At 37.0% G+C, this 25,586-nt stretch carries 22 protein-coding genes; 7 read left to right on the top strand and 15 right to left on the bottom strand.

Annotated elements, in window-relative coordinates:
* The 6 genes from GUB10_RS14670 to ggt form a co-directional block, all read right to left on the bottom strand.
* On the bottom strand, nucleotides 1-1,113 hold the full coding sequence (locus GUB10_RS14670) for an imelysin family protein (protein WP_193712217.1): 1,113 nt from the start codon (nucleotides 1,111-1,113) through the stop codon (nucleotides 1-3).
* 61 nt (nucleotides 1,114-1,174) lie between these two features.
* Nucleotides 1,175-2,377, bottom strand: coding sequence for a DUF4856 domain-containing protein (locus GUB10_RS14665; protein WP_193712216.1), 1,203 nt, complete (start codon nucleotides 2,375-2,377; stop codon nucleotides 1,175-1,177).
* A gap of 129 nt (nucleotides 2,378-2,506) precedes the next feature.
* Nucleotides 2,507-3,370, bottom strand: coding sequence for a hydroxymethylglutaryl-CoA lyase (locus GUB10_RS14660; protein WP_193712215.1), 864 nt, complete (start codon nucleotides 3,368-3,370; stop codon nucleotides 2,507-2,509).
* Nucleotides 3,371-3,491: 121 nt separating this feature from the next.
* Nucleotides 3,492-4,106, bottom strand: coding sequence for a LysE family translocator (locus GUB10_RS14655; protein ID WP_193712214.1), 615 nt, complete (start codon nucleotides 4,104-4,106; stop codon nucleotides 3,492-3,494).
* 10 nt (nucleotides 4,107-4,116) lie between these two features.
* Nucleotides 4,117-5,142: a quinone-dependent dihydroorotate dehydrogenase gene (locus GUB10_RS14650; protein WP_193712213.1), complete on the bottom strand. Its 1,026-nt coding sequence runs from the start codon at nucleotides 5,140-5,142 to the stop codon at nucleotides 4,117-4,119.
* A gap of 70 nt (nucleotides 5,143-5,212) precedes the next feature.
* Entirely contained in the window at nucleotides 5,213-6,913 is a 1,701-nt protein-coding gene (gene ggt, locus GUB10_RS14645; RefSeq protein WP_193712212.1) for a gamma-glutamyltransferase, read from the bottom strand.
* A 98-nt stretch (nucleotides 6,914-7,011) separates the two neighbouring features.
* On the opposite strand from ggt, the gene pepT reads away from it, so the two are divergent.
* Nucleotides 7,012-8,253 (top strand): peptidase T, encoded by a 1,242-nt coding sequence (gene pepT / locus GUB10_RS14640; protein ID WP_193712211.1) that lies wholly within the window; start codon nucleotides 7,012-7,014, stop codon nucleotides 8,251-8,253.
* A 125-nt stretch (nucleotides 8,254-8,378) separates the two neighbouring features.
* Nucleotides 8,379-8,972 carry a YdeI family protein gene (locus GUB10_RS14635; protein WP_193712210.1) on the top strand — a complete coding sequence of 198 codons (594 nt, stop codon included), beginning with the start codon at nucleotides 8,379-8,381 and terminating at the stop codon, nucleotides 8,970-8,972.
* A gap of 286 nt (nucleotides 8,973-9,258) precedes the next feature.
* Here GUB10_RS14635 and yajC read toward each other — a convergent pair whose 3' ends face one another.
* The 4 genes from yajC to GUB10_RS14615 all read right to left on the bottom strand — a co-directional run bounded on the left by yajC (nucleotide 9,259) and on the right by GUB10_RS14615 (nucleotide 12,232).
* A complete protein-coding gene (yajC, locus tag GUB10_RS14630) occupies nucleotides 9,259-9,585 on the bottom strand; it encodes a preprotein translocase subunit YajC (RefSeq protein ID WP_193712209.1) in 327 nt (108 codons plus the stop codon).
* Between the two features lie 3 nt (nucleotides 9,586-9,588).
* The gene (locus GUB10_RS14625) at nucleotides 9,589-10,053 is read right to left on the bottom strand and encodes a DUF1573 domain-containing protein (RefSeq protein WP_193712208.1); all 465 of its coding nucleotides are present in this window, start codon (nucleotides 10,051-10,053) and stop codon (nucleotides 9,589-9,591) included.
* A 48-nt stretch (nucleotides 10,054-10,101) separates the two neighbouring features.
* On the bottom strand, nucleotides 10,102-11,046 hold the full coding sequence (gene nusB / locus GUB10_RS14620; RefSeq protein WP_193712207.1) for a transcription antitermination factor NusB: 945 nt from the start codon (nucleotides 11,044-11,046) through the stop codon (nucleotides 10,102-10,104).
* 82 nt (nucleotides 11,047-11,128) lie between these two features.
* A complete protein-coding gene (locus GUB10_RS14615; RefSeq protein WP_193712206.1) occupies nucleotides 11,129-12,232 on the bottom strand; it encodes a Glu/Leu/Phe/Val dehydrogenase in 1,104 nt (367 codons plus the stop codon).
* A gap of 135 nt (nucleotides 12,233-12,367) precedes the next feature.
* Here GUB10_RS14615 and GUB10_RS14610 point away from each other — a divergent pair, with 135 nt between their 5' ends.
* From GUB10_RS14610 to GUB10_RS14600, 3 genes are all read left to right on the top strand, one after another.
* The gene (locus tag GUB10_RS14610) at nucleotides 12,368-14,125 is read left to right on the top strand and encodes an ABC transporter ATP-binding protein (protein ID WP_193712205.1); all 1,758 of its coding nucleotides are present in this window, start codon (nucleotides 12,368-12,370) and stop codon (nucleotides 14,123-14,125) included.
* A gap of 75 nt (nucleotides 14,126-14,200) precedes the next feature.
* Nucleotides 14,201-14,581 carry a PUR family DNA/RNA-binding protein gene (locus tag GUB10_RS14605; protein WP_193712204.1) on the top strand — a complete coding sequence of 127 codons (381 nt, stop codon included), beginning with the start codon at nucleotides 14,201-14,203 and terminating at the stop codon, nucleotides 14,579-14,581.
* Nucleotides 14,582-14,662: 81 nt separating this feature from the next.
* Nucleotides 14,663-17,185, top strand: a complete 2,523-nt coding sequence (locus tag GUB10_RS14600; protein WP_193712203.1) for a M14 family zinc carboxypeptidase — start codon at nucleotides 14,663-14,665, stop codon at nucleotides 17,183-17,185.
* Nucleotides 17,186-17,541: 356 nt separating this feature from the next.
* Here GUB10_RS14600 and GUB10_RS14595 read toward each other — a convergent pair whose 3' ends face one another.
* A complete protein-coding gene (locus GUB10_RS14595; protein ID WP_193712202.1) occupies nucleotides 17,542-17,877 on the bottom strand; it encodes a tRNA-binding protein in 336 nt (111 codons plus the stop codon).
* A 171-nt stretch (nucleotides 17,878-18,048) separates the two neighbouring features.
* On the opposite strand from GUB10_RS14595, the gene GUB10_RS14590 reads away from it, so the two are divergent.
* Entirely contained in the window at nucleotides 18,049-18,618 is a 570-nt protein-coding gene (locus GUB10_RS14590) for a thioredoxin family protein (protein ID WP_193712201.1), read from the top strand.
* Between the two features lie 127 nt (nucleotides 18,619-18,745).
* Nucleotides 18,746-19,387: a peroxiredoxin gene (locus tag GUB10_RS14585; protein WP_193712200.1), complete on the top strand. Its 642-nt coding sequence runs from the start codon at nucleotides 18,746-18,748 to the stop codon at nucleotides 19,385-19,387.
* Nucleotides 19,388-19,637: 250 nt separating this feature from the next.
* Here GUB10_RS14585 and GUB10_RS14580 read toward each other — a convergent pair whose 3' ends face one another.
* From GUB10_RS14580 to GUB10_RS14565, 4 genes are all read right to left on the bottom strand, one after another.
* The gene (locus GUB10_RS14580; RefSeq protein ID WP_193712199.1) at nucleotides 19,638-20,570 is read right to left on the bottom strand and encodes a peptidylprolyl isomerase; all 933 of its coding nucleotides are present in this window, start codon (nucleotides 20,568-20,570) and stop codon (nucleotides 19,638-19,640) included.
* A gap of 51 nt (nucleotides 20,571-20,621) precedes the next feature.
* Entirely contained in the window at nucleotides 20,622-22,250 is a 1,629-nt protein-coding gene (locus GUB10_RS14575) for an amidohydrolase (RefSeq protein WP_193712198.1), read from the bottom strand.
* Nucleotides 22,251-22,328: 78 nt separating this feature from the next.
* The gene (locus GUB10_RS14570; RefSeq protein WP_193712197.1) at nucleotides 22,329-23,456 is read right to left on the bottom strand and encodes a hypothetical protein; all 1,128 of its coding nucleotides are present in this window, start codon (nucleotides 23,454-23,456) and stop codon (nucleotides 22,329-22,331) included.
* A 398-nt stretch (nucleotides 23,457-23,854) separates the two neighbouring features.
* Nucleotides 23,855-25,579, bottom strand: coding sequence for a TonB-dependent receptor (locus GUB10_RS14565; RefSeq protein WP_370591105.1), 1,725 nt, complete (start codon nucleotides 25,577-25,579; stop codon nucleotides 23,855-23,857).
* Nucleotides 25,580-25,586 lie beyond the last annotated feature (7 nt).

Below are 25,586 nucleotides of genomic sequence, written 5' to 3'. Positions count from 1 at the left end.
TTAATCCCCGTCTGAATCTACATAATCTACGCTAATTGAAAGCGTTTGCATCATATCTACTTTTAAGAGGATTACCAGCTTTTGAAGCTCATCATGAGCCGCTAACATCTTAGAATTATCGGTTTCTACCTGTAACCTAAGATTATCACCCAGGTCTGAGCTTTGATTTCTAATGGCCGAAAACTGATCTGATATAGAAGCCGTTAAACTCTCTGAATCTGTTTTATCCTCCATATATTTCAAATACTGGAAATAACTTGGTCCATTTTCACCCCCGTTAAGCTGAACCCCATAGTAAAAATCTTCAAAGCTATCCAGCGCCTGCAGGTATAAATTCTTCGAAATATCTCCGGCATAAAGCCCTTCAACATTTCCTGGTGAAGGTGAACCGGTAAAAGCACCGGCAGGATAACCAATTTTTCCAGATCTTAGTATTTTTTCATAATACATTACATAATCGTTGGTAAATCTATCTACCGAACCGGTACTTGAAGAACTGGTATTATTTACAAAGGTATCTCTGTAATCACCTTGCCAGGAAGTTGTAACCTCAGCAGTTAAGGTATTGATATGTTCGGCCACAGACAGTATATAATTGATAGATTCTGGATTTGCAGTTAAAGCCCCCAGGGTCTCTTCTGCCGTTCCGTAGCTGTACAACAAGTAATCTAAAGCAGGAAAACCTTGTTCTGCATAACTTGAAGGCAATTCAAGATTATAACTTCCGGAAGCTATTTTAGATTCAATATTTTCTGTTTTGGTTGGGTATGTATTTAGGAAATTTCTGTAACCTAATTCTTCAGCTTTTCCAATTTGAAACATCTCCACGGTTTGAAACTCCTGATAAGCTACCTTATATTGGGCCCTAAGCGTTTTTAATACCGCAAGATTTGGAGTTTCAGCAAAAGCCTTAGCTATATCTTCCAGCTTTTGTGTCTCCTCTTGAAAAGCCACAAAAGAAGGCACAATTATATTATCGGCCCAATTGGCCAGCATTTTGCCCCTGTCAAAATTATCTGAACCAGTAGAATCGCCACCCTCACCATCATCTGTACTACAAGCAACGGCAAATGCTAACATTGCGATCAATAAAAATTTTGAAATCTTAGTCATAGCTATAAATATTAAAAACCGGAGCAGAAAAAAATAATTCAGCTCCGGTAAAGTTTTTTAATTATGCTTCTGCTACCGTAAAATCGAAGGCAGCAGCAACTTCTTCAGAAATAGTATCTAAAGTCTCTGGTGTCACTTCCCAAAAACCATCCCCACTCATTAACTGTCCTAAATAATTTTCAACATTATCGGCAGAAATATAGGGTGCACCTGTTTCCGGGTTATGGGTAAACCTAAGACTATAGATAAATCCATAAGCTTCAGAAAGCGAATGAAATGCAGCTCCGGTTTGCCCCTCAGCCATTTGCTCTTTACCTGCCTGTAGATAATATACTGTCTTTACAGCAATAATTTTTGAAATATTCTCACGGATAATTTTTACCTGGGCATCACGAGCCTGGTAATCTCCGGCAACAACAGCTGCCCTACCGGTTTTAAAAGCTTCAAAAGTTTCTTCGGCTATACCTTCAAAATCACTATCGTCATTTACACTCCCCATATATTTAAACAAAAGGGCATCATCACTTTCATTTAAAACCGAATTGGGATCTTGTTGTGGAATAGAAGGATCTCCGTAAAGGTATCCGTAAGCCTCATCCCACTTATGCTCCATGGTGGTATAATTTTTACCTTCTTCAAGCATACCGGCATCATTATTAGCACGATTATCGCCTTCATCCAAAACTTCCTGAGACAGATAGTTATTTAAAATTTGATCTGCTAAAAGCCCTCCAATTAAGCCTTTTGCAAAAGCCTGGTTCATTTCCAAACCTTTCTCATTAATATATCTAACCTTAGTTCCCTGGGCTATTTGGCCCGCTTTACCGGTATCGGCCAAAACTTCTTTATTAGCTTTTACTGCTGTAAATTGCTCAGAAATATAAGAATCAAAGTCGCCTTTAATCTCGGCACTTTCTACTGTATTTGCTGAAAAATACAATTTGGAAGCCGCTACTTTAGATTTTATACTTTTGGAGGATTCATTAAGGCTTGCATTCTCAAAAGGAGCATTTTCATTTGCAAACATATCAAGCAAAAGTGTTTCGCTTCCATTTTCAAAATCGGTAAACTTAGCCAATATTTCGGAAGTCATTTGCAGCCTTGTAGTTTGACCTGAGTAACTTACGCTAGAATTAGCATCTCTTTCAAAAGTATAGGTTTCAGGGACCTCCAACTTTGGGGTTTCTGGTGAAACATCATCGTCAGATGAACAAGAGGTAAGCGTTAACCCACCTAAGATTGCTGATAAGAACAGCTTTTTCATATTACTTTATTTAGACTGATTAAAATTATTGAGCAGCAAATATAAAAACAGAATTTTGTTAGAACAAGTTTATTTAGATTAATTTTAAATAGGTTTTATTAATCAACTGCAAAATTTAAATAAAGACTATTAATGATAAGCATTAAAGATTTTAGAAGCTTCGTTATAAGCAGATTCAAAGCTGGTCATTTTAATATTTGAGTCCAGCTTTTTAGAGTTGAAATAAGAAAGCATTTTCTCTGATGGCATATTACCGGTAAGCTCATCTTTTGCCATAGGGCAGCCCCCAAAACCCTGAATAGCCCCATCAAACCTTCTGCAGCCCGCCTGGTAGGCAGCATCAATTTTTTCGTGCCATTTGGAAGGTATGGTATGAAGGTGGGCTCCAAATTCTATTTCGGGATATTCAGGAATTAGATTTGAGAATAGGTATTTAATAATATCCGGAGTAGAACTTCCAATAGTATCTGATAAAGAAAGAATCTTTACTCCCATATCCGATAACTTTTTTGTCCACTCCCCCACAATCTCCACATCCCAGGGATCGCCATAAGGATTTCCAAAGCCCATAGAAAGATATGCTACTACTTTTTTATTCGATTTTTCTGCAATTTCAAGAATCTCGCCCAAAATATCTACAGATTCACCAATGGTTTTATGGGTATTACGCATTTGGAAGTTTTCGGAAATTGAAAAAGGATAGCCCAAATAATCAATTTCAGGATGCGCTGAAGCATCCTTTGCTCCCCGGGTATTTGCTACAATAGCAAGCAGTTTACTTTTTGTGGTAGAAAGATCTAATTTAGATAAAACTTCAGCCGTATCTACCATTTGCGGAATAGCCTTAGGAGACACAAAGCTTCCAAAATCTATGGTATCAAAGCCGCAACGCAATAAAGACTGAATATACTGTACTTTTTTTTCAGTAGGAATAAAGGTTTTTATTCCCTGCATAGCGTCCCGCGGACACTCAATAAGCTTGATTTTATCCATATCATCAAAGATAGTATTTTAAGGAATATCTAAAAACCAATGCATATTAATTCATTTTATTAGCATCCTACTAGTAAAAAAGTATAACTTCTAATTTTCCTTTAAGTCTAATTTTATACAACTAGATCAGTATAAAAGTTGCTATTCCTATAAAAACCACAATCTGCAACCATTTTAGAACAAGGGCAGAGTGTGTATGCTTTTTTAAGTAAGCAGAGATTTTCCCGGCTAATAAAGCTACACTTCCAAAGATAAGAATTGTAATACCCATAAAAAGCAGGCCTAAAATATAGAATTGAAACACGGTATTTCCTTCCGGATCCCAAAGAAAACCGGGAAAAAAGGCCAGAAAAAATATGGTCACTTTTGGATTTAGCACATTCATTATAAATCCCTGTTTGAAAAGCGACAACAAAGATTTCTTTTGAATTCCTTTTGAAGAATAAGCAATTTTAGGGTCGCTCTTAAAAACCAACCAGGCCAGATACAGCAGATAACTAGCACCCAGTAATTTAATAATTAGAAAGAGTGAATCTGAACTTTTAATAATCGCCGATACCCCAAAAGCCACCAGACTGGTGTGAACAATAATACCCGTGGCCAGTCCCAGAGCTGTGACAAAACCATACTTTTTACCATTGGCTATTCCCTGAACCATAACATAGATAATATCGGGGCCCGGTGAGATGGTTAAAATAGCTGAAGCCGTTAAAAAGGGAATGAGCTGGTCTATCATTTAAAATAACTTAGCCCCTACTTCTATTTAACAATGCTTTATTAATTCTTTTTATTAAAGCCGGGCCTTCATAAATAAATCCGGTGTATAATTGCACTAAACTAGCACCGGCATCAAGTTTCTCCAACGCATCTTCGGCGGTGTGTATACCCCCAACTCCAATAATTGGAAAGGCTTTATTGCTTTTTTCAGAAAGAAAACGAATTACCTCGGTAGCCCGGTTTGTTAAAGGCTTTCCGCTAAGTCCGCCGGTTTCTAACTTATTTTCAGATTTTAAGCCTTCACGGGAAATGGTTGTATTGGTTGCGATTACCCCTGCGATTTTTGTTTCTTTTACAATTTCTATAATGTCCAGTAACTGCGCATCGGTAAGGTCGGGAGCTATTTTTAGCAAAATAGGCTTTTGCTTAAGCTTTGCGGCATTTAAATTTTGCAGGGTATTCAACAAATTAGTAAGCGGCTCTTTATCCTGTAACTCCCTTAAATTCGGGGTATTTGGAGAACTCACATTTACCACAAAATAGTTTACATAATCGTAAAGCGCTTCAAAGCAAATCTTGTAATCTTCTACGGCATTTTCGTTTGCAGTAATCTTGTTTTTCCCAATATTCCCGCCAATAAGTACATTTTTATTTTTCTTAAGTCGGGCAACAGCTGCTTCTACCCCATCATTATTAAAGCCCATTCGGTTAATAATAGCATTATCTTCTTTTAACCTAAAGAGGCGTTTTTTCTCGTTACCGGGTTGCGCTTTTGGGGTAACAGTGCCTATTTCAATAAACCCAAAGCCTAAATCTGATAGCTCCTGAAAAAGCTTTGCATCTTTATCGAAACCAGCGGCAAGCCCCACCGGATTCTTAAATTTAAGTCCGAAAACCTCTCGTTCCAATCTCGAATCTTCCACCTGGAACTTCTTTTTTACCAGGTTTTTAAAAATGGAAGTTTTACCGAATTTCTTTAAAGTGTTAAAAGTGAAATGATGCACCCATTCAGGATCAAACCTAAAAAGGAAAGGGCGTAAAAGCGATTTATACATTATAACTGGGTTTTCACAAAAATAGACTAATTTACACAGCCCAAAAAGTTCAAATCGATTATTTTAAGTTTCAATATCCTTTTGCCGTATCATCTCCCCTCCTATCGGCACCAGCTTCCAAACGGCCATTGGGCAATATTTTAATCGCATCTACTTTTCCTATAATTCGAGATTCATTTTCATCTATATGATAAGCTTTCAACCTTAAAGAATCTAACAAACTGGCTTCAAATGCATTGGGCTCAAAAAGCACCTTATCGGGCAACCATTGATGATGAAAACGAGGTGCGTCTACAGCTTCCTGCATATTCATTTTAAATTCTTTTACATTAAGAATAGTTTGCAAAACCGAGGTAATTATGGTAGAACCACCCGGTGAGCCCAAAACCATAAATAATTCTCCATTTTTTTCAACAATACTGGGCGTCATAGAACTTAGCATTCGTTTTTGTGGCGCTATAGCATTTGCTTCGGCTCCTACAAGCCCAAACATATCGGGAACTCCAGGTTTTGCGCTAAAATCGTTCATTTCATTATTAAGAAAAAAACCAAGTTCCTCAATATACATTTTAGAACCATAGGCTCCGTTTAATGTAGTGGTTACAGCTACGGCATTTCCATATTTATCTACTATAGAATAATGAGTGGTTTCGTCGCTTTCGTATCCGGGAATTTCACCATAACTAATATTGGAAGAAGGTGTGGCCTGGTCAAAACTAAAATTCTGCATTCTCCCTGAAAGATATGCGTCACTCAATAAAGTATCTACCGGAATATCCACAAAATCGGGATCTCCCAGGTAAAAACTTCTATCGGCATAAGCTCTACGTTCGGCTTCGGTGACCACCTGGATAGTTTTTAGCGAATTATGACCATATTCAGCTAAAGGAAAAGTTTCCAACATTTTTAAAATTTGCCCTAAAACAATCCCACCACTTGAGGGTGGTGGCATAGATATAATTTTTAGATCTTTATAGTCTACTATTACGGGCTCCCGCCAATGCGCCTGATACTTCTGCAAATCTTCCATACTCATAACACCACCTCTTTCCTGGAGATAAGCGATCATCTTCCTGCCGGTTTCACCGGTATAAAATTCGTCTCTTCCATTGGTAATTATTCGCTCCAGGGTTTTCGCAAGTTGAGGATTTTTAATGGTATCTCCCGGCCTGTAAGTTCTAGCAAATAAAATAGTATCCTTATTTTCTCGTAAGAACAATTCGCGGTAATGAGCCAGAGTTTTACTTTGTTTTTCGGTAACTACAAATCCGTTTTTAGCCAAAGCAACTACGGGTTCTAAAATTTTGTTTATAGGTAAGGTTCCAAACTTTTCGTGAGCTGCAAAAATTCCGGCAATTGTACCGGGAACACCAACGGCAAGTGGGCCGTACATACTTTTTTCTGATAGTACATTTCCATCTTTATCCAGGTACATTGTTTTAGAAGCCGCCAATGGCGCTTTCTCCCTAAAATCTAAAGATCCTTTTTCGCCGTTTGCTTTTCTATAAACCATAAATCCGCCGCCGCCTAAATTTCCGGCAAAAGGAAAGCTAACCGCGAGTGCCATTTCGGTAGCTAACATAGCATCAAAAGCATTACCCCCATTTTTTAGAATTTCCAAACCAATAATGGAAGCCTCTGCCCTGGCCGAAACCACCATGGCAGAATCGGCTATTACAGTTTTTTTACCAAAATTATCCTCAATAAGGTTTTTAGATTTTATACAGGAAGAAAGGATTAAAATAACGAAAAGGAATAATAGTTTTTTCATAAGTGCAAGGAATAGCTATTCACGTTAATTATATTTGCTTAGAAGAGATGAACTTACAAAATACTCTTAAAATTCTGAATAATAAAAGTTGAAACCAAATGATTAACAAACAGCGGATTATAGATAGATTTATTAGCTATATCACCATAGATACCCAAAGTGATCCCGAAAGCCAGACTACCCCCAGCACTCAAAAGCAATGGGAATTAGCTAAAAAGCTGGCGGAAGAGCTGCAGGAAATGGGTATGACCGAAGTTAGTATAGACGATAACGCCTATGTGATGGCCACGCTACCTGCTAATGTTGCGCATAAAGTTCCGGTTATTGGTTTCATTTCTCATTTTGATACTTCCCCCGATTTTAACGCTACCAATATAAAACCGCAAATTATTGAGAATTACGACGGAAGGGATATTATTTTAAACAAAGAGAAAAACATTATTCTTTCTCCCGAATATTTTGATGATTTAAAACAGTATAAAGGTCAAACTATAATTACCACCGATGGCACCAGTCTTTTAAGTGCCGACGATAAGGCCGGGATTACAGAAATAATGACGGCGATGCAATATTTATTGGATAATCCTGAAATTCCCCATGGAAAAATCCGGGTAGGTTTTACCCCCGATGAAGAAATTGGCCGCGGTGCCCACAAATTTGATGTGGAAAAATTTGGTGCTGAATGGGCATATACCATGGACGGGAGCCAAATAGGAGAATTGGAATATGAAAATTTTAATGCCGCCAGGGCCGTAGTTAAAGTAGATGGAAAAAGCGTACACCCCGGTTATGCCAAAGATAAGATGGTAAACAGCCAGTATATTGCGGTAGACTTTATTAATTCTTTACCAAGACTGGAAACACCCGAACATACCGAAGATAGACAGGGATTTTTTCATCTTAGCAATATAAAAGGGGATGTAGAAGAAACCCAACTGGAATATATAATTAGAGATCATGATTTAGGGCATTTTAATGCCAGAAAAGAGATGATGCAGGATTTGGCTTCAGAGATATGCTCACAATATGAAAATGATTGTATTTCGGTAGAAATCACCGATCAATATTTTAATATGCGGGAAAAAATTGAACCGGTAATGCATATCGTAGACATTGCCAAAGAAGCCATGAAAGCAGTAAATGTTGAACCCATTTTAAAACCAATTCGCGGTGGCACCGATGGATCTCAACTAAGTTATATGGGGTTACCCTGCCCTAATATTTTTGCCGGCGGCCATAACTTTCACGGAAAATACGAATATGTACCGGTAGAAAGTATGCAAAAAGCTACTGAAGTAATCGTGAAAATTGCAGAAATGACTTCAGAAAAATATAAGTAAATTAGCTTTTGGCAAGCCAACGAGACATTACATAAAAAGATTTTTATTTCAAGGCTAGCCCCGGATTCCCGATAAAGGGATAAATCTCGATTATCGAGTAAAATTTATATTCAAACAAAAGGAGAATGGCTGTAAAATCGGTAGATGAATATATTGAAACCCATAATTCCTGGGAAAAAGAGCTACAGGCTTTAAGAGCAGTATTGCAAAATACAGAACTTGAGGAATGTATAAAATGGGGAACACCGGTTTACACGCTTAACGGCAAAAATGTGGTTGGCATGGCAGCATTTAAAAATCATTATGCCCTTTGGTTTTTTAATGGAGCCTTGTTAAAAGAAAATACCACTCTACTTTATAACGCCCAGGAAGGCAAAACCAAAGCCCTAAGACAAATAAGATTTAGAAAAGAAGATAAAATAAGACCAGAAATTCTTCAGAAATATATAGCAGAAGCTATCCAAAACCAGCGGGAAGGAAAAGAGATAAAACCGGTTGTTTTAAAAAAGTTACTACTACCACCAGAATTAAAAGATGCTTTTAAAGCTGATAAAGGTTTAGAAAAATCTTTTCTGCAATTAACTAAAGGCAAACAAAAGGAATATGCTAATTATATTGCTGAAGCAAAAAGGGAAGGAACAAAACTATCCCGGCTGGAAAAGATTAAACCAATGATTAAGAATGGTGAAGGACTTCATGATAAATACAAAAACTGCTAATAGAGGAAGAATATTTAAAAAATTTATTTTTACGTCAACCTCAACTTGTTTCAGGTTCTAAAATGTTAGATTCTGAAACGAGTTTAGAATGACGTATTTTTTACAATTCTTAAATCTCCCTGAAAATAAAAAAGGCTGCCTGAAAAGTCTATTCTCGTCAAGCTGAACTTGTTTCAGCTTCTAAGATGTTTTGATTATCAATTTCTTAGGTCCTGAAATAAATTCAGGATGACGATTTTAAGAATTTTCAGACAGCCTTTTTCTATTCTAAATGATAACAGAAAAATTATTTCTTTTCCTTAACGGCTTTTGCCTTGCTTTCTTTTTCCGGCTTGGCTGTTTCGTTAAGTTTTTTACTCATTTCCATAGATATGGAAGAGCGATCAAAAGTTATTTTTCCTGCTCCGGTTTCTATAATCACCGCATTGTTTTTTTCACTAAAATCCACAACTTTACCGTGCATTCCACTTTTAGTGACTATACGGTCTCCGCGTTTTAATTCGGAAGCAAAATTGCGTTCTTGTTTAGCTTTTTTCATTTGTGGCCGTATCATAAAAAAATACACCACTAAAAACATTAAAATTATTGGGGCAAACTGGGTTAATTGATCCATTTACTAGCTAGCGTTTTCTTCGGTTTCTACAAAGGCTTTAATTTTAAGACGCTCTGTACCGGCTTCTGTATTGGCGGTTACCGTTACTGTTTTTGTTACCTGACCTTTTCCAGAGCCATTAAATTTCACCAACATTTCGCCGGTTTCTCCCGGTTGAATTGGGTCTTTAGTATAAGATGGAACGGTACAACCGCAAGTACTTCTTGCATTTGTAATTACCAATGGCGCCTGCCCGGTATTAGTAAATGTAAAGGTATGCTCTACATTTTTACCCTGTGGAATAGTACCAAAATCATGCTCTGAAGCCTCAAACTCCATCTTTGGATAAACCGTAGCCTGTGCATCACGTTCTGCAGCACTTTCTACATTTTCCGCTTTTACCTTTTCTGAGGCGTTATTGTTGTTGTCTTTACACGAAGTAAAAAGCAGCGCCCCTACTGCAGCCAACATTAAGATTCCATTTTTCATAATTATGAACTTTATAATTTAATTTTTAAAATTAAGAAATTTTCTTCATTACATAAGACCTCGCCCTACTTTATTTAATTTATTATGCTCCCTATACTCTTTAGATAGCTTATCTAAAACACCATTTATAAAAATACTACTCTTTGGAGTACTGTATTCTTTGGCCAGTTCCAAATATTCATTAATGGTTACTTTTACCGGAATTGAAGGGAATTTAAGGAATTCACAAATTGCCATTTTCATAAGTATCATATCAATTTCTGCAATTCGGTCTTTATCCCAGTTTGGGGTTTTTCCCAGCATTTCTTTTGCCAGCACATCATCATTTAGATAGGTTTTTCTAAATAAATCTTTCGCAAAATCTTTATCCTCTTCATTTTTATAAAGTTTACCAAGTTTTAAGCTTTCGGCAGAATGAGGTTTTAATTTCTGAAGAAATTTTAATACCGCAGTATTTACAATTGGCAAATCGTCTATCCAGGTAAGTTTAGCGTCTTCAAGATAGTCGTAAAGTTTTTCGTTGGGAGCAATAATTTCTTTAAAAACGGTAATTATAAACTCTTTATCTTCTTTGAAACTCGACTCCCGGGTTTCCATATAGCTTTTATAGATATCGCTATTTTTTAAAGCCTCCCAAATAATCTGTACATAATCATCATCCCTTTTCCAATGGGTTATTTTTCTTGACTCCAGTGTGTCCTGTAAACTATCGTTATTCTGGAAAATATTAAAAATAGCATTGGAAACGAATTTTTTATTGGGATCTTTCTCCTCACTGGTAGCAAGGTATTTCTGTTGGGATTTTTCTAAAAAGTTTTCGGCCTGGCCTTTTAACTCTTCAATGAGGCTTAGCTGCACCAGAAAAAGATCGTACATCTCTTCCATACTTTTAAGGAGAAATTTTTCCTCGGTCCCCAGGTTGTTGTTTTGGCTTTGGTTAAAGGCGTAGAGTGATTGCATTACTTTAACCCGAATATGTCTTCTTGTCAACATAATTGTAAAAGAACTTTTTAGAATTAGAAAAGGCGAAAGAATATTCTTTCGCCTTGCAAAAATACCAAACTTTTGAAATTGATTACTTCAAATTTTGTTTTTTTCTATCATCAATTCGTTGTTGTGCAATTTTAAGTGCTGCAAAGTGAGAGGTCATATCTTCCTTATCGGCTTTACTTAGAATTTCTAAAGTGGTGTTATAAATATTCTCTGTTTTTCGCATAATCTCTTGCTTCCCGTAATTTTCAAGTTCTGCATACACATTTATAATACCTCCGGCATTAATAAGAAAATCTGGGGCATAAACAATTCCTCTTTCCCTAAGAACCTTACCGTGTGTAAGTTCATCGGCTAATTGGTTGTTAGCTGCACCTGCAATAACCTTTGCATTAATACGCTTTACCGTATCATCGTTAATGGTTGCTCCCAGGGCACAAGGTGCATAGATATCTACATTGGCAGCGTAGACATCGGAACCTTCAAAAATTACTGCTCCGTATTTATTTTTTACAGCTTCAAGTCGTTCTTCATTAATATCACTAATAAAAACCCTGGCTCCATCCTGGGTTAAATGCTCTACCAGAGTTTCACCCACGTGACCTATTCCCTGAACCAATACCGATTTCCCTTCCAGGTCGTCACTACCAAACTTATGCTTTACAGCCGCTTTAAGTCCCATAAAAACACCATAGGCCGTGATTGGAGATGGGTTACCGGCACCGCCTTTGTCTTCAGAAATCCCGGTTACATATTTAGTAACTTCACGCACAGTATCCATATCGGCAGTTTCCATTCCCACATCTTCTGCAGTGATATATTTTCCGCTAAGAGAATCTACAAAACGCCCAAAACTTTTCATTAGTTCAGGTGTTTTTTGAGTCCTGGCATCACCAATTATAACAGCCTTTCCTCCCCCAAGATTAAGTCCTGTAATTGCACTTTTAAAGGTCATTCCACGCGAAAGGCGCAAAACATCATTCAAGGCCTCCCATTCACTACTGTAGTCCCACATTCTGGTACCACCCAGTGCAGGTCCTAAAACCGTGTTATGAATACCAATAATTGCCTTTAAACCTGTATCTTTGTCGTTGCAAAAAACTACTTGTTCGTGGTTATCAAAAGAAAGTTGACCGAATACTGGTGCAGACTTCTTTAGTTCATTTGCGTTTAGAACATCAACTTGCATAACTTGTTACATTTTTTAATTTAGTATTTTCATTTTTATGAAAATCACTATGCAAAAATAAAGAATATTTCAATAAACAGACTTTTAAAACGTGTTAAAATAACATATTCTTAAAATTCATCTTTTTATTCTTACATGAAGAACCTTAAGCATCTCAATAAATATTTTGTAAAATATAAGTGGAAACTATTGATAGGCCTGGTAATAACCATAGTGGCCCGTATTTTCGCATTGTATTATATTCCTCTAATTGGCGATTCTACAGATGCTATAGAACAATTTATTAATGGTGAGATAAGTACACTCGAGGTACTTAAAACCGAACTTGCCATGAATATAGCATTAATAATTGGAGCCACCCTAATTGCTGCATTTCTTACTTTTTTAATGAGACAAACATTTATTGTGGTCTCAAGGGATATTGAGTTTGATTTAAAAAACGAAATCTATAAACATTACCAGGAGCTCTCTCTTAATTTTTATAAGAAAAATCGCACTGGAGATTTAATGAACCGTATTAGCGAAGATGTTAGCAAAGTAAGATTATATCTTGGCCCGGCAATTATGTACACAGTAACCACTTTCACATCTACTGTGGTAGTCTTAATTTTTATGATTCAGGCAGCCCCAAAACTTACCTTATTTACGGTGGCACCCCTTCCTGTTTTGGCGTTTTCTATCTATAAAATTAGTGTGGCAATTCACAAGCGAAGCACTGTAGTACAGCAGTACCTTTCCAGGTTAAATACTTTTACCCAGGAAAGCTTTAGCGGAATTGCCGTTATAAAATCTTACGGGATGGAAAAGCAAATAAACCACGACTTTGTAAATCTTGCCAACGGGAGTCGTGATAAAAACATTGACCTTGTTAAGGTACAGGCTTTCTTTTTTCCGCTAATGGTTTTATTAATAGGAATTAGCAATGTACTGGTTATTTACATTGGCGGTAACCAATATATAAATGGGGAAATTGAAAATATTGGGGTTATTGTAGAGTTTCTGCTATATGTAAATATGCTTACATGGCCCATTGCCTCTATAGGTTGGGTAACTTCTTTAGTACAACAAGCTGATGCATCCCAGGAGCGTATCAACGAATTTTTAAAAGAAAAACCAGAAATTGTAAATAAAAAAGACACCCCCGATGAAATTCACGGTAGTATTGCTTTTAAAAATGTAAGTTTCACCTATGATGACACCAATATTACGGCCCTTAAAAATGTTTCATTTGAAATTAATAGCGGTGAGACCCTGGCCATTATAGGAAAAACCGGTGCCGGAAAATCTACAATTCTGGAACTTATTGGTAGGCTATACGATGTAGAAAAGGGGGAAATTTGTATAGATGGTAAAAATATAGAAGAGCTTAACCTGGATAGCCTAAGGACTAGTATTGGCTACGTACCACAAGATGCATTTTTATTTAGCGACTCTATTAAAAGCAACATCAAATTCGGGAAAACAAATGCTACCGACCAGGAGATATTTGAAGCTGCAAAGAATGCCTCGGTACATAAAAATATTCTTGGGTTCAGCAAAGCTTACGAAACAGTTCTTGGCGAACGTGGCATCACCCTTTCTGGAGGTCAAAAACAACGAGTTTCTATTGCCCGTGCTATAATTCACGACCCAAAAATTTTATTATTTGACGATTGCCTCTCGGCGGTAGATACCGAAACCGAAGAAGCTATTTTAAATAATCTCTTTAAAATTTCAAAAGATAAAACTACCATAATTGTAAGCCACAGAATTTCTTCGGCCAAAAACGCTGATAAAATAATTATTTTGGAAGACGGTGCTATTGTACAACAAGGCACTCATTCCCAATTATTAAACCAGCCAGGTTATTATAAAGAATTATATGCAAAACAGTTAAATGAAAAAGAAATGTGAAATTTTTTTGCTAGATGTTAAAAATTTTTAGATTTTTGAGCAGTACTAAACCAAAATATTTAAAGAATCTATTTTATGAGTGACAAGGGAATGATGGAGAAAGAAGAAATATTCTCTAAAGTGCTGAGAGCCGGAAGAAGAACTTACTTTTTTGATGTTAGGGCAACACGTGCAAACGATTATTACCTAACTATTACCGAAAGTAAAAAATTTACTAACGATGATGGTTCTTTCTTCTACAAGAAACACAAAATTTACCTTTACAAAGAAGATTTTGCCGGTTTCCACGAAATTCTTCAAGAGATGACAGATTTTATCTTGAATGAAAAAGGAGAAGAGGTAATTAGCGAGCGTCATCAAAAAGATTTCAAAAAGGAGTATGAAACTTCTGAAGATGAAAGTCAGGAAAACAATACACCAAAGAAATTTACCGATGTAAGTTTTGACGACATTTAAATTATTGCTTTTAAGATTTTATAAACCGTCCCGAGATAATCAGGACGGTTTTTTTATATTTATATCCCAAATAAAAAAAATATGCAAAAATTTCTACCCTTTCTAATTTTCTGTATTTGTTTAAACTCGTTTGCCCAACAAGAAAATAAAGAGCTTGGCCTGGATTATTATTTGCCCCAGGATATAAACTATAACGACAACATACCAAAACCTCAGGATATAATTGGATACATTCCCGGAGAATGGCATGTAACACACGATTTACTCGTAAATTATATGCGTGAGCTTGCCCGTGTGTCACCAAGAATAGCTATTGAAAATCGCGGCGAAACTTATGAAGGTCGCCCACTTATATTACTCACCATAACTTCTCCAGAAAACCACGAAAATTTAGAAGAGATTCGCAAAGAACATCTGGCATTAACGCAAGAGAATGCCTCTTCGCTAAATGTAGCAGAAATGCCTATAGTGGTAAACCAGGGTTTTTCTATTCACGGAAACGAGGCCAGCGGCTCTAACGCTGCTCTCTTAGCAGCTTATTACCTCGCTGCTGCCGAAAGTGAAGAAGTAAAAGATTTGTTGAACAATACTATAATTCTATTTGATCCTTCATTTAATCCAGATGGGCTGCAGCGCTTTGCGTATTGGGCCAACACCAATAAAAGTGAAAATATAAATCCAGATCCACAAGATAGAGAGTATAGCGAAGTTTGGCCGGGCGGTAGAACCAATCATTATTGGTTTGATATGAACCGCGATTGGTTACCGGTACAATTGCCCGAATCTCAGGCGCGTATAGCAACATTCCATAAATGGATGCCCAATATTTTGACCGATCATCACGAAATGGGTTCTAATTCCAGCTTTTTCTTTCAGCCGGGAATTCCTTCAAGAACCCACCCGTTAACCCCAGAAATTAACCAGGAACTCACTAAAGAAATAGGAAACTACCATGCCGAGGCTTTCGACGAGCTAGGCTCTTTTTATTATACCGAAGAAAATTACGACGATTTTTACTACGGAAAAGGTTCTACCTTCCCCGATATTAACGGAAGTATTGGAATTCTTTTTGAACAGGGAAGTTCTCGTGGCCACGCCCAGGAAACCGACAATGGTATTTTAACCTTTCCCTTCACCATACGCAACCAGTTTACTGCAGCACTTTCTACTTTAGAAGCTGCTAAAAATATGCGTGAAAAAATCCTTAACTATCAGCGTAATTTCTATAAAAACGCCCGTAACTCTGCCAAAGATGGTGCTTATGTTTTTGGAAGTGAAAAAGATGCTGCTTCAGCTTACGAACTGGCGAAAATACTTAAAAAACATCAGGTTGAAATTCATAGCTTAAAAGAAGATTTCGAAGCGGAAGGAAAGAATTTCAAAAAACATTCAGCTTATGTGGTCCCAAAAAATCAGCGCCAACACAGACTTGTAAAGGCAATGTTTGAACGCCGGACCGAATTTGAAGATAGTTTATTTTATGATGTTTCGGCATGGACCCTGCCCCTGGCCTTTAACCTGGATTTTGCTGAGGATGTTAAACTAAAACATGCGGGAGAAGAAATAAAAGAACTTTCCGCACCAAAAATTGAAACTTTAGAGAAAAGCAATTACGCTTATGTAATGCAGTGGCACGATTATTATTCACCTAAAGCCCTCAATATGATTCTTGAAGAAGGGCTTCGAGCAAAAGTGGGAATGCAAGCTTTTTCTTTAGCCGATAGGGAGTACGATTACGGCACCATTCTAATCCCGGTTCAAAATCAAAAGTTGGATGCAGATAGGATGTATCAATTTCTACAAAATGTAGTAGAAAAGTCGAATGTTCAAATTGATGCTATAAACACTGGTTTAACCGAAGGAATAAATCTGGGAAGCAACCAGTTTGAAGCCCTTGAACCTGCAAAAGTAGCTTTAATTGTTGGCGACGGAATCACTCCTTATGATGCCGGTGAAATTTGGCATTTATTTGACCAGCGCTACGATATGAAAATCACCAAACTGGACACCAGGAGATTTTCGCGTACAGATTTAAGTCGTTATACCGATATAATTTTGCCCAATTCCCGCGGAAGTGCTCTGGAAAAAAGAGACATAGAAAAACTTAAAGACTGGATTCGTGACGGCGGAACTTTAATTGGTTACCGCAATGCCGCGCGCTTTTTTGAAAAGGAAGATTTTATGGACCTGGAAATCAAAAAAGACAGCCTGGTAGCCAGGGATATTAGCTTTGAGGAACAAAGAGATTTTAGAGGTGCACAGGGTATTGGAGGTGCTATTTTTGAAGCAAAGATAGATCGCTCACATCCGGTAAATTTCGGTTATACCAATGATAAACTTGCCTTGTTTAGAAATACTACAATTTTTGTAGAAGCCGATAAGCAAAGTTACAACAATCCTATCCGGTACACGGAAAATCCTTTGCTAAGTGGATATATTAGTGATCCGCGCTTAGAAGATATTGCCGGTACAGTTCCTTTTAAACATACTGGAATGGGTCGCGGAAATGTAATACTATTTACCGATAATACGAACTTTCGCGCTTTCTGGTATGGTACCAATAAACTTTTAATGAATGCTATCTTTTTTGGCGACGAGATGTAAATTTTAGTTATATCACATAGAGAGCCCTAAGGTTTTAGAAAGCAAAATTACCGGGAAATGCCAATAATTAGATAAAACTGGCAAATCCCGGTATTTTTTTAGACATCTCCGGGCAACCTATATAAAACCGCGAACTCCTAAAACTCTATAAAGATAGAAACCTACCACCAGTTTCTGTTATGGTGAAGCTATTAATGAGGCTTCTTATAATGTTTACAACAAAACGATTAGCCCACATTGCGCAAATTTAAAAATTAGCCTCACTTATAAACTAAATGAAAACAGCTTTTTTTTATCAATGTAGCCCGGCCTGTATTGAAGCTTGTGGCAGTAAATACGAGAAAATAGAATAATGATTAACCTATCCGAAGTCCATTTTCAACCTTAAAATCGGGGTTTAGTAGTACGATATCATTTTCTTTTCCTACTGCTCCCAACACAAGGCATTCACTCATAATATTTGCGATTTGTTTCTTTGGAAAATTAACAACCGCCACAATTTGGCGGTTTAATAGTTCTTCTTTTTTATAGCGTTTGGTAATTTGAGCCGAAGTCTTTCTCTGGCCAATATCTTCACCAAAATCAATAAGCATTTTATAAGCAGGATTTCTGGCTTCGGGAAAATCTGAAACTTCAGTGATTGTTCCAACTCGCATTTCAACTTTTTCAAAATCCTTCCAGGAAATTTCCATATTGTATTTTTCAACAAAAATAGAAAAAAACACTATATTCAGAAGTGAATTATTTCATGGTAAGCCAATGAGGAATTAAATGAAAAGATTTTTTTTAACTTCGAGGCAAGCCTTGGAGTTCCAATAACTAATGGGAAAAATCTCGATTATCGAGTAAACTTATAAAATACTATGGCCAGAACTGCGTCAAATATGATTCCTTTAGGAACACCGGCTCCAAATTTTAATCTTGTAGATGTAATAACAAGCAATAGATATTCACTCGAAGATATTAGAGGCATCAAAGGGACTTTAATTATGTTTATAAGCAACCACTGTCCATTTGTGAAGCACGTAAATGAAGAAATAGTTAGACTTGCCGGAGACTACCGAGTTTTGGGTTTTGGTTTTGCCGCGATTATGAGCAACGATGTAGAAAACTATCCGGCAGACCATCCTGATAATATGAACGAGGTAGCAAGAAAACATCAATATTCTTTCCCATACCTTTACGACGAATCGCAGGAAGTGGCCAGAGCCTATAAAGCCTCCTGCACACCCGATTTTTATCTTTTTGACGATGAATTGAAGTTAATCTACCGCGGCCAATTAGACGACTCAAGACCGGGAAATGGCATTCCGGTTAATGGCAGGCATCTTCGCGATGCTATGGATGCCGTTCTTGCCAATAAAAAAGTATCGCAAAACCAAAAACCGAGCATTGGATGCAACATTAAATGGAAATATACACCAGAATCTTAATTCCTAAATCTATTATAAGCGTTATCAGTTAATCTTATCTTAAACCAAGTAAAACCTATTGACTTAATAGGTTGTTTAGAATAAAAATTCTTTAATTTTATAGTTCTAATCACTAAAAAACAAAACTATGAGCGAGTTAAAACTAGGGGATAAAGCACCAAATTTTGATGCTGAAACTTCGGAAGGGAAAATCAACTTTTATGATTATTTAGGAGATAGTTGGGGGGTTTTATTCTCACACCCGGCAGATTACACCCCGGTTTGTACCACCGAACTTGGCACCGTTGCAAAATATAAAGATGAGTTTGAAAAACGCAACACAAAGGTGATGGCATTAAGTGTAGATGGCCTGGAGTCTCATAAAGGCTGGATAGATGATATAAATGAAACCCAAAATACCACGGTAAATTTTCCTATTATCGCCGATGAAGATAAGAAGGTTTCCAACCTGTACGGGATGATTCATCCAAAAGCCGATGATACGCTAACCGTACGTTCGGTGTATGTTATTGGACCAGATAAAACCATTAAGCTAATGATTACTTACCCGGAAAGTACCGGTAGAAATTTTGATGAATTATTAAGGGTAATAGATTCGCTGCAACTTACCGCTTACCAAAAAGTAGCCACTCCGGCCAACTGGAAACACGGGGAAGATGTAGTAATTAGTCCTTCTGTATCTAACGAAGATGCCAAAGAGATGTTCCCTAAAGGTTTTAAAGAAGTAAAACCATATCTTAGAATGACGCCACAGCCAGATTCTAAATAAAACGAACTTCTATTAAGCCCGTCATCCTGAACTTGTTTCAGAGCCTGCTCCGAAATTTATTCGGAGATCTAAGATATTGACAATCTATTCATGTTAGAATCCCGAAGTTAATGCGGGATAAAGTCTGAATAATTTCAGCTTGACGAAAACAAGCTTTTTAGACTCATTCTTAAAAAAATACCTCACAGGTCTTTGAAACTTGTGAGGTATTTTTTATCCTTAAATTACCCTTCGGGGGTTAGGGGGGCTTTTACTTTACCGCTACAAGCTCCACATCAAAAACCAATGCTGCGTTTGGTGGAATTACACCACCGGCACCACGCTCTCCATACGCCAAATGCGATGGAATCACAAAGCGGGCCTGGTCTCCTACATTTAAAAGCAAAATACCTTCGTCCCAACCACTAATCACGTGGCCCATTCCCACAGGAAATTCCAGCGGCTGATTTCTTTTATAGGAAGAATCAAAAACGCTTCCATCAGTCAACATTCCTTTGTAGTGTACAGAAACAGTTTGTCCTTTTTCAGGTTTTGCTCCTTCTCCCTTTTTCTCAATTTTATAGCGAAGTCCGCTTTCTGTGGTTTTAAAACCCTGTGATATTTCTCCCAGTAATTCTTCTTCTCTTTTCTTTGCTGCTGCTTCTCTTTCTGCTTTAGCCCCATTAAATTGCCTAAAAGACTCTACTGCATTAAAGCTTTCTGCTTTCTCTCCGGCTCTAATAATCTCTAACTTTTCTATTTCATCACCTTGCTGAATGCTGTCTACAATCTCCTGGCCCTGAACCACACTACCAAAAACAGTATGTTTTCCGTCTAACCAGGCAGTTTCGGTATGTGTAATAAAAAACTGGCTTCCGTTAGTTCCGGGACCGGCATTGGCCATAGATAGCTTTCCAGGGGCATCGTGTTTTAGCTCGGGATGAATTTCATCTTCAAACTTATAACCGGGACCACCTACACCGGTACCCTGTGGGTCTCCCCCCTGAATCATAAAATTAGGAATCACCCTATGAAATTTAAGTCCGTTATAATAAGGTTTCCCCTGTGGGAATGCGTCATTTTCAAGCTTACCTTCAGCGAGCCCTACAAAATTCCCAACTGTACCGGGTACTTTTTCATATTCCAATTCAACTAAAATCTGACCTTTAGTGGTATAAAATTTAGCGTATAATCCGTCGTTCATTTTCTTATATTTTTTCGATTCACAAAGATATCTATTTTTCGTTTAATGGTTTTAATATACCTGCTCCCCATTTACATAAGTTTCCAAAACTTTAATTCCGGGAATTTCAGATTGCTCAACTTTCATAATATCTTTATCTAAAATTATAAAATCGGCAAATTTACCGGCTTCTATACTTCCTTTTTCTTCTTCTTCAAAATTCGCATAGGCAGCCCAAATGGTCATTCCTTTTAAGGTTTCTTCACGAGATAAGGCCTGTTCTTTCATAAAACCTTCCTGGGGAAAATTATTAGTATCCTGTCTTGCTACCGCTGCATAAAAAGTTAGAAAAGGGCTTACTTCTTCTACTGGAAAGTCGGTTCCCAGGGCAATAATTCCAGCCTGGTCTAATAACTTCTTATAGGCATAAGCACCTTGTATTCTTTTATCCCCTAAACGATCTTCTGCCCAATACATATCGCTGGTTACGTGTGTAGGCTGAACCGAAGGAATAACATTTTTACTGAAATATTTAAAATCTTCTTCATCAATTACCTGCGCGTGTTCTACTCTCCATCTACGGTCTTCATCGTTGGCTAAAAGTTTATCGTAAGTTTCCAAAACCATATAGTTGGCTGAATCGCCAATAGCGTGAGTGTTCAGTTGAAATTTTGAATTTGCTACCCGCTCTGCAGTTGCTTTAAAATCTTCAACAGGCGAGAGCAAGGCTCCAAAATGCCCGGCACGGTCACTATATTCTTCCTTTAAAGCAGCACCTCTTGAACCCAGTGCTCCATCGCCATAAAATTTTACTGAACGCACATGTAGCCTTTCGGTTTTAATAGGGTCTTTATCTAGATAGTGATCCAGGTTTTCTTTAGTATTACTAATCATTGCGTATAGCCTTATTTTAAGACTTTCGTCTTTATGAAGGCTATCCATGAGCTCTATAATTTCTTTATCAATTCCGGCATCTACAACTGTGGTTAAGCCATACTTGAAAGATAACTTCTGAGCATCTAGCAAAGCATTTACCCGTTCTTTTGTAGAAGGTTCAGGCTGTGCTTCAGCAATAAGCTGCATAGGATTATCTATAATAATACCGGTTAATTTTCCATTTTTTTGTTCAATATCCCCACCATTAAAAGAAGTCTCTGTTGTAATTCCGGCTTTATCTAATGCAGCCTGGTTAGCCAAAAGTGCGTGGCCATCTATTCTGGTTAGGGCTATTGGGGTATCTGGAAATAATTCATCTAAAGTATCTTTGTTCGGAAATTCTTTTCTCTCCCAGTCGTTCTGGTCCCATCCCCTACCGGTTATAAATGGAACATCTCTTTTATTTTGAAAATCAACAATGCGCTGTACCACCTCTTCAAAACTTTTGGTGCCTGACAGGTCTACCCGTTGTTGCTGTAAGCCTAATCCGTAAAAATGGGCATGTCCATCTATAAAACCGGGAAAAACGCTTTTTCCTCCCGCATCAAGTTTCTCGGCGATATTATATTTTTCCTGAAGTTCATCAACATTTCCTACCTCAACAAATTTCCCGTCTTTTATCACAAAAGCTTCAGCGGTATTGAAATTTTCGTCTACGGTATAAACTTCGGCATTAAAAACCATGAGATCCACTTCTGCTTTATTTTCAGAATTACACGAAATCAAAGCAAAGCCCAGAAAGCAAGCAATTAATATATTTTTCATCTAGATTATAATTTTATATAAAAATAAAAAATGCGCCCGGTAAAGGCGCATTTTGTTGAATTATTTACTTGTGCAAATTTAGAATATTGCATTAATAATTTGATCTCGTATACTTTTATTAGCTGCAGCTGCAAGTGCTACCGAAACGAATAACCCAATCATAGCGTAAGAGAAATCTTTAAAGATCATCTTACCGGCCTTCTTACGGTGCTTTTTACCTTTTTTGTTTCTAGCCAGGCTTATGGCTATTTCCCTACCTCCAATAATACCAAGGAATACCCAGGTAGTACTCATAGGTACCGTACTAATAAATAATTTATAGATAAGTAGAATTACATAAGTTAAATCTACAAGAGTTGCTGCCCGAATATCTGAGATTCTAGATTTCTCACTAACTACTTCCTGGATTTTGTCTCCCCTTAGGTAAAACAACAGACCTAAACCTCCAAAAATAGTAAGAGCGAACACTATAAACTGGAAAGTATCTAGACTACGAGGAAGGAATACCGCTATATTAGCACCATCCTGCATTACCCAAACTCCCCAAAGCGTACCACTTACAAGCCATTGAACGGCAGTCCAGCTATTATTGAATTTACGGCTTTTAAAATATTTTTTAATAAAATTATAGGATAGGTACCATACTAAAAACGATAGTATAAAGGCCATAATATAACCTGTCCAACTTTTCCATACTACCGATGTAATACCCGAAGTATCAGCACTAAACACACTTAAAATAAGGAATGTGGTAGAAACCGGCATTTTTAACCTGGTTAGAATAAGCAGTACCAGTGGTGCTATAATCTGAAAAAAGCTAAAAGATTCTGGGTGTGGATAAGGAGAGCTGCCATCTGGTTTTAAAAGCCGTTGATAGGTTACATCCCCATCAAAATAAAACCAGCTAAAACTAACTACACCCAAAAAAATGAAGCCTACATACAACCACAAAATCCACCAACGCTTGGCTTTGTTACTCTCAATAAATGTTCCAAGAGATTGGATACTATCATTTGCAACGGTGGCATAGGCTGCAAAGAAAAAACCAAGCCACATTGCTGCTGTTTGGTTACCGGTAAATATTCCGGCCATAATTATACCTACAATTACTATTGCAAGGAAGGCTTTTTCCTGCACCATATAATCCAGAATATTCAAATATGGACGGGAACGGTCACTTCGTTGAAACTTTTTACCTTTTGCCATTAATTAGCTCTTTTAAATTTGTAAAAAATTATAATTTAAGGGATAAATTGTTTTTCCTTAAAATTGGGTACAATATTAATTAGTTCTACGCTTAATTTTGAATTTCCAATGTTGTGTTATTGTTAAGGAATCTTTAATAAAAATAAATTTAAAAATACTGATTCACAATCACTTAAGAAAATATTGATAACATACAACCTATATAAGCACAAAAAAGTGGCTGTTTAAAAAGTTTGTTCTCATTAAAAATAAACTCATTTTCAGTTTCTAACACAATTTTAATCAGCAAGATGTTAGACCCCAATTTTAATTGAGAAAAGCACTGAAAATAATTTAAAAGAGACGATTTTAAAACCTTTTAAACAGCCACTTAAATAGTTAATCGAAAAATTTAATCTTTAAAAATCAAACTTATATGTAGCCCCGGCAAGCAATTGTAATCCCTGAACCCTAAAGTTGGTCCAGCGCTGGTAATCGTTATTCAATAAATTACTTCCTTTCACAAATACCGAAAGTCTATCATTAAAACGGTAACCCAAATTTGCATTTACATCAAAATAACTGTCCAGGCTAATGGTATTTAAAGATGGTTCTCCGGTAGTTATTGCAACTACACGTTCCTGGTCGTAACGTTCTCCCACATAAAATAAATTAGCACCGGCAAACCACTTCTCACTAATTTGATAATCGGCATTTAAAGAAGCTTTAAAATCGGGTAGGTTCCAGGCTTCAGCCTCATCATCTGTATTATAATTAAAATATTCGGCATTAATTCCCAGTCTAAAGTTTTGGTTTACATCAACATTAAGCTCTCCGGCAACCGATAGGGTGTTTACATCATCATAAACCACTTCAAAAGAATTTCCGAAGGCATAGTTTTCGGTGATTAGGGTATTGGCCTGCGGATTGCGCTTAAACAAAGCCTTATTAAACTGCGACTGATACCCGGTTTTGAAATTATAAGAAACAGCATTGCTTAATTTTCCTTTAGCGCCAACATAGGCATTATACTCATTATCGGTTGGCTTTACTTCCAAACTTGGGGAAACATAGGGGTTCTCCTGTACAAATTTAAAGTATGTATTTTGTTGCAAACCACCTTCAAGACCCGCGTAAGGGGTAAAATAGTCGCCACCAAGCCTGTAGCTTGCAGTAATTTTTGGATAGATATAGAAATTGCCATCGCTATTTTCTACATCCTGGCTATAAAAGAAAGCCACGCCAAGATCTAAAGTAAGGTCGTCCCTTAAGATTAATAAGCTCGGGTTAATACCAAAATTCATAAAAGCGTAATTATAGTTTTCAGAAGCCAGAAATTGTTCCCCCATCTCTCCCTGCACTATATCTGCATAAATATTAGTGGTTATAAGTTCATCGGCAATATTTACCTCAAAGTTACCGCTGGCGTTAAAATGATTTTCTGAAGTTGAATAAGAATCTCCGGTATGTCTAAACTTTGCACTTGCATTATCAAAAAATGAATCATAAAGTTCTATTTCCCCACCAGCATATACAGAAAAATAATTTTGAGATGGATCTATAGCATTTAATTCGTCGTTGCTAAAATCTTCATTTTTCGGCAAACCATACCAATTAAAAAGTTGGTGACGGCCACCAATTTCAGTTTTCCAGCCCAAATCGCGATTTTTAGAGTTATAGCTTAAGTTTAGCTCGGTATCATAAAACTTATCATCTAAAATAACATCCTTAATACCGCCCTGGGATGAATTATGGCTTACATAAACCCCAAAATTATCGCTGCGGTTTACTTCCAGGTTGCTGTAGAATTCAGCTAATAAATTACCATAATTTCCAAAGCCAAGGCTTGCATAATTATCGTACACCTTAATTCTTCTTTCTCTTTTTAAGGTGGTTGCACGACCTTTGGCAGGTGTAAAAGTTGAGGCTACAGGTACCGAGAAAATACTGTATTTCACCGGTCTCTTTTGGGTTCTAACAGAATCTGACCTACTTGGGGTTTGCTTTATCTTATTAGCGTCTTTTACCGTAGGTGTATAGGGTTTTACTACAGTTACGGTTTCACTATCTATAGGATCCTGAGCAAAAAGAACCCCGCCAATTAAAAACATACTTAGGATAAGGCTCTTTTTTATTGAAATCATTTGCATA

Source organism: Salegentibacter sp. BLCTC (assembly GCF_015143665.1).
Lineage (GTDB): Bacteria > Bacteroidota > Bacteroidia > Flavobacteriales > Flavobacteriaceae > Salegentibacter > Salegentibacter maritimus.
Note: the sequence above shows the minus strand (reverse complement) of the source record. Positions and strands in the feature narration are given on the sequence as shown.

Excerpts from the sequence above, each read along its gene's own strand:
- GUB10_RS14670 (WP_193712217.1), bottom strand. The coding sequence starts at position 1,113 with ATGACTAAGATTTCAAAATTTTTATTGATCGCAATGTTAGCATTTGCC.
- GUB10_RS14665 (WP_193712216.1), bottom strand. The coding sequence starts at position 2,377 with ATGAAAAAGCTGTTCTTATCAGCAATCTTAGGTGGGTTAACGCTTACC.
- GUB10_RS14660 (WP_193712215.1), bottom strand. The coding sequence starts at position 3,370 with ATGGATAAAATCAAGCTTATTGAGTGTCCGCGGGACGCTATGCAGGGA.
- GUB10_RS14655 (WP_193712214.1), bottom strand. The coding sequence starts at position 4,106 with ATGATAGACCAGCTCATTCCCTTTTTAACGGCTTCAGCTATTTTAACC.
- GUB10_RS14580 (WP_193712199.1), bottom strand. The coding sequence starts at position 20,570 with ATGAACGACGGATTATACGCTAAATTTTATACCACTAAAGGTCAGATT.
- GUB10_RS14650 (WP_193712213.1), bottom strand. The coding sequence starts at position 5,142 with ATGTATAAATCGCTTTTACGCCCTTTCCTTTTTAGGTTTGATCCTGAA.
- GUB10_RS14565 (WP_370591105.1), bottom strand. The coding sequence starts at position 25,579 with ATGATTTCAATAAAAAAGAGCCTTATCCTAAGTATGTTTTTAATTGGC.
- GUB10_RS14605 (WP_193712204.1), top strand. The coding sequence starts at position 14,201 with ATGAGTGACAAGGGAATGATGGAGAAAGAAGAAATATTCTCTAAAGTG.
- GUB10_RS14595 (WP_193712202.1), bottom strand. The coding sequence starts at position 17,877 with ATGGAAATTTCCTGGAAGGATTTTGAAAAAGTTGAAATGCGAGTTGGA.
- GUB10_RS14600 (WP_193712203.1), top strand. The coding sequence starts at position 14,663 with ATGCAAAAATTTCTACCCTTTCTAATTTTCTGTATTTGTTTAAACTCG.
- GUB10_RS14585 (WP_193712200.1), top strand. The coding sequence starts at position 18,746 with ATGAGCGAGTTAAAACTAGGGGATAAAGCACCAAATTTTGATGCTGAA.
- GUB10_RS14570 (WP_193712197.1), bottom strand. The coding sequence starts at position 23,456 with ATGGCAAAAGGTAAAAAGTTTCAACGAAGTGACCGTTCCCGTCCATAT.
- pepT (WP_193712211.1), top strand. The coding sequence starts at position 7,012 with ATGATTAACAAACAGCGGATTATAGATAGATTTATTAGCTATATCACC.
- GUB10_RS14590 (WP_193712201.1), top strand. The coding sequence starts at position 18,049 with ATGGCCAGAACTGCGTCAAATATGATTCCTTTAGGAACACCGGCTCCA.
- GUB10_RS14635 (WP_193712210.1), top strand. The coding sequence starts at position 8,379 with ATGGCTGTAAAATCGGTAGATGAATATATTGAAACCCATAATTCCTGG.
- ggt (WP_193712212.1), bottom strand. The coding sequence starts at position 6,913 with ATGAAAAAACTATTATTCCTTTTCGTTATTTTAATCCTTTCTTCCTGT.
- GUB10_RS14610 (WP_193712205.1), top strand. The coding sequence starts at position 12,368 with ATGAAGAACCTTAAGCATCTCAATAAATATTTTGTAAAATATAAGTGG.
- nusB (WP_193712207.1), bottom strand. The coding sequence starts at position 11,046 with ATGTTGACAAGAAGACATATTCGGGTTAAAGTAATGCAATCACTCTAC.
- GUB10_RS14575 (WP_193712198.1), bottom strand. The coding sequence starts at position 22,250 with ATGAAAAATATATTAATTGCTTGCTTTCTGGGCTTTGCTTTGATTTCG.
- GUB10_RS14615 (WP_193712206.1), bottom strand. The coding sequence starts at position 12,232 with ATGCAAGTTGATGTTCTAAACGCAAATGAACTAAAGAAGTCTGCACCA.
- GUB10_RS14625 (WP_193712208.1), bottom strand. The coding sequence starts at position 10,053 with ATGAAAAATGGAATCTTAATGTTGGCTGCAGTAGGGGCGCTGCTTTTT.
- yajC (WP_193712209.1), bottom strand. The coding sequence starts at position 9,585 with ATGGATCAATTAACCCAGTTTGCCCCAATAATTTTAATGTTTTTAGTG.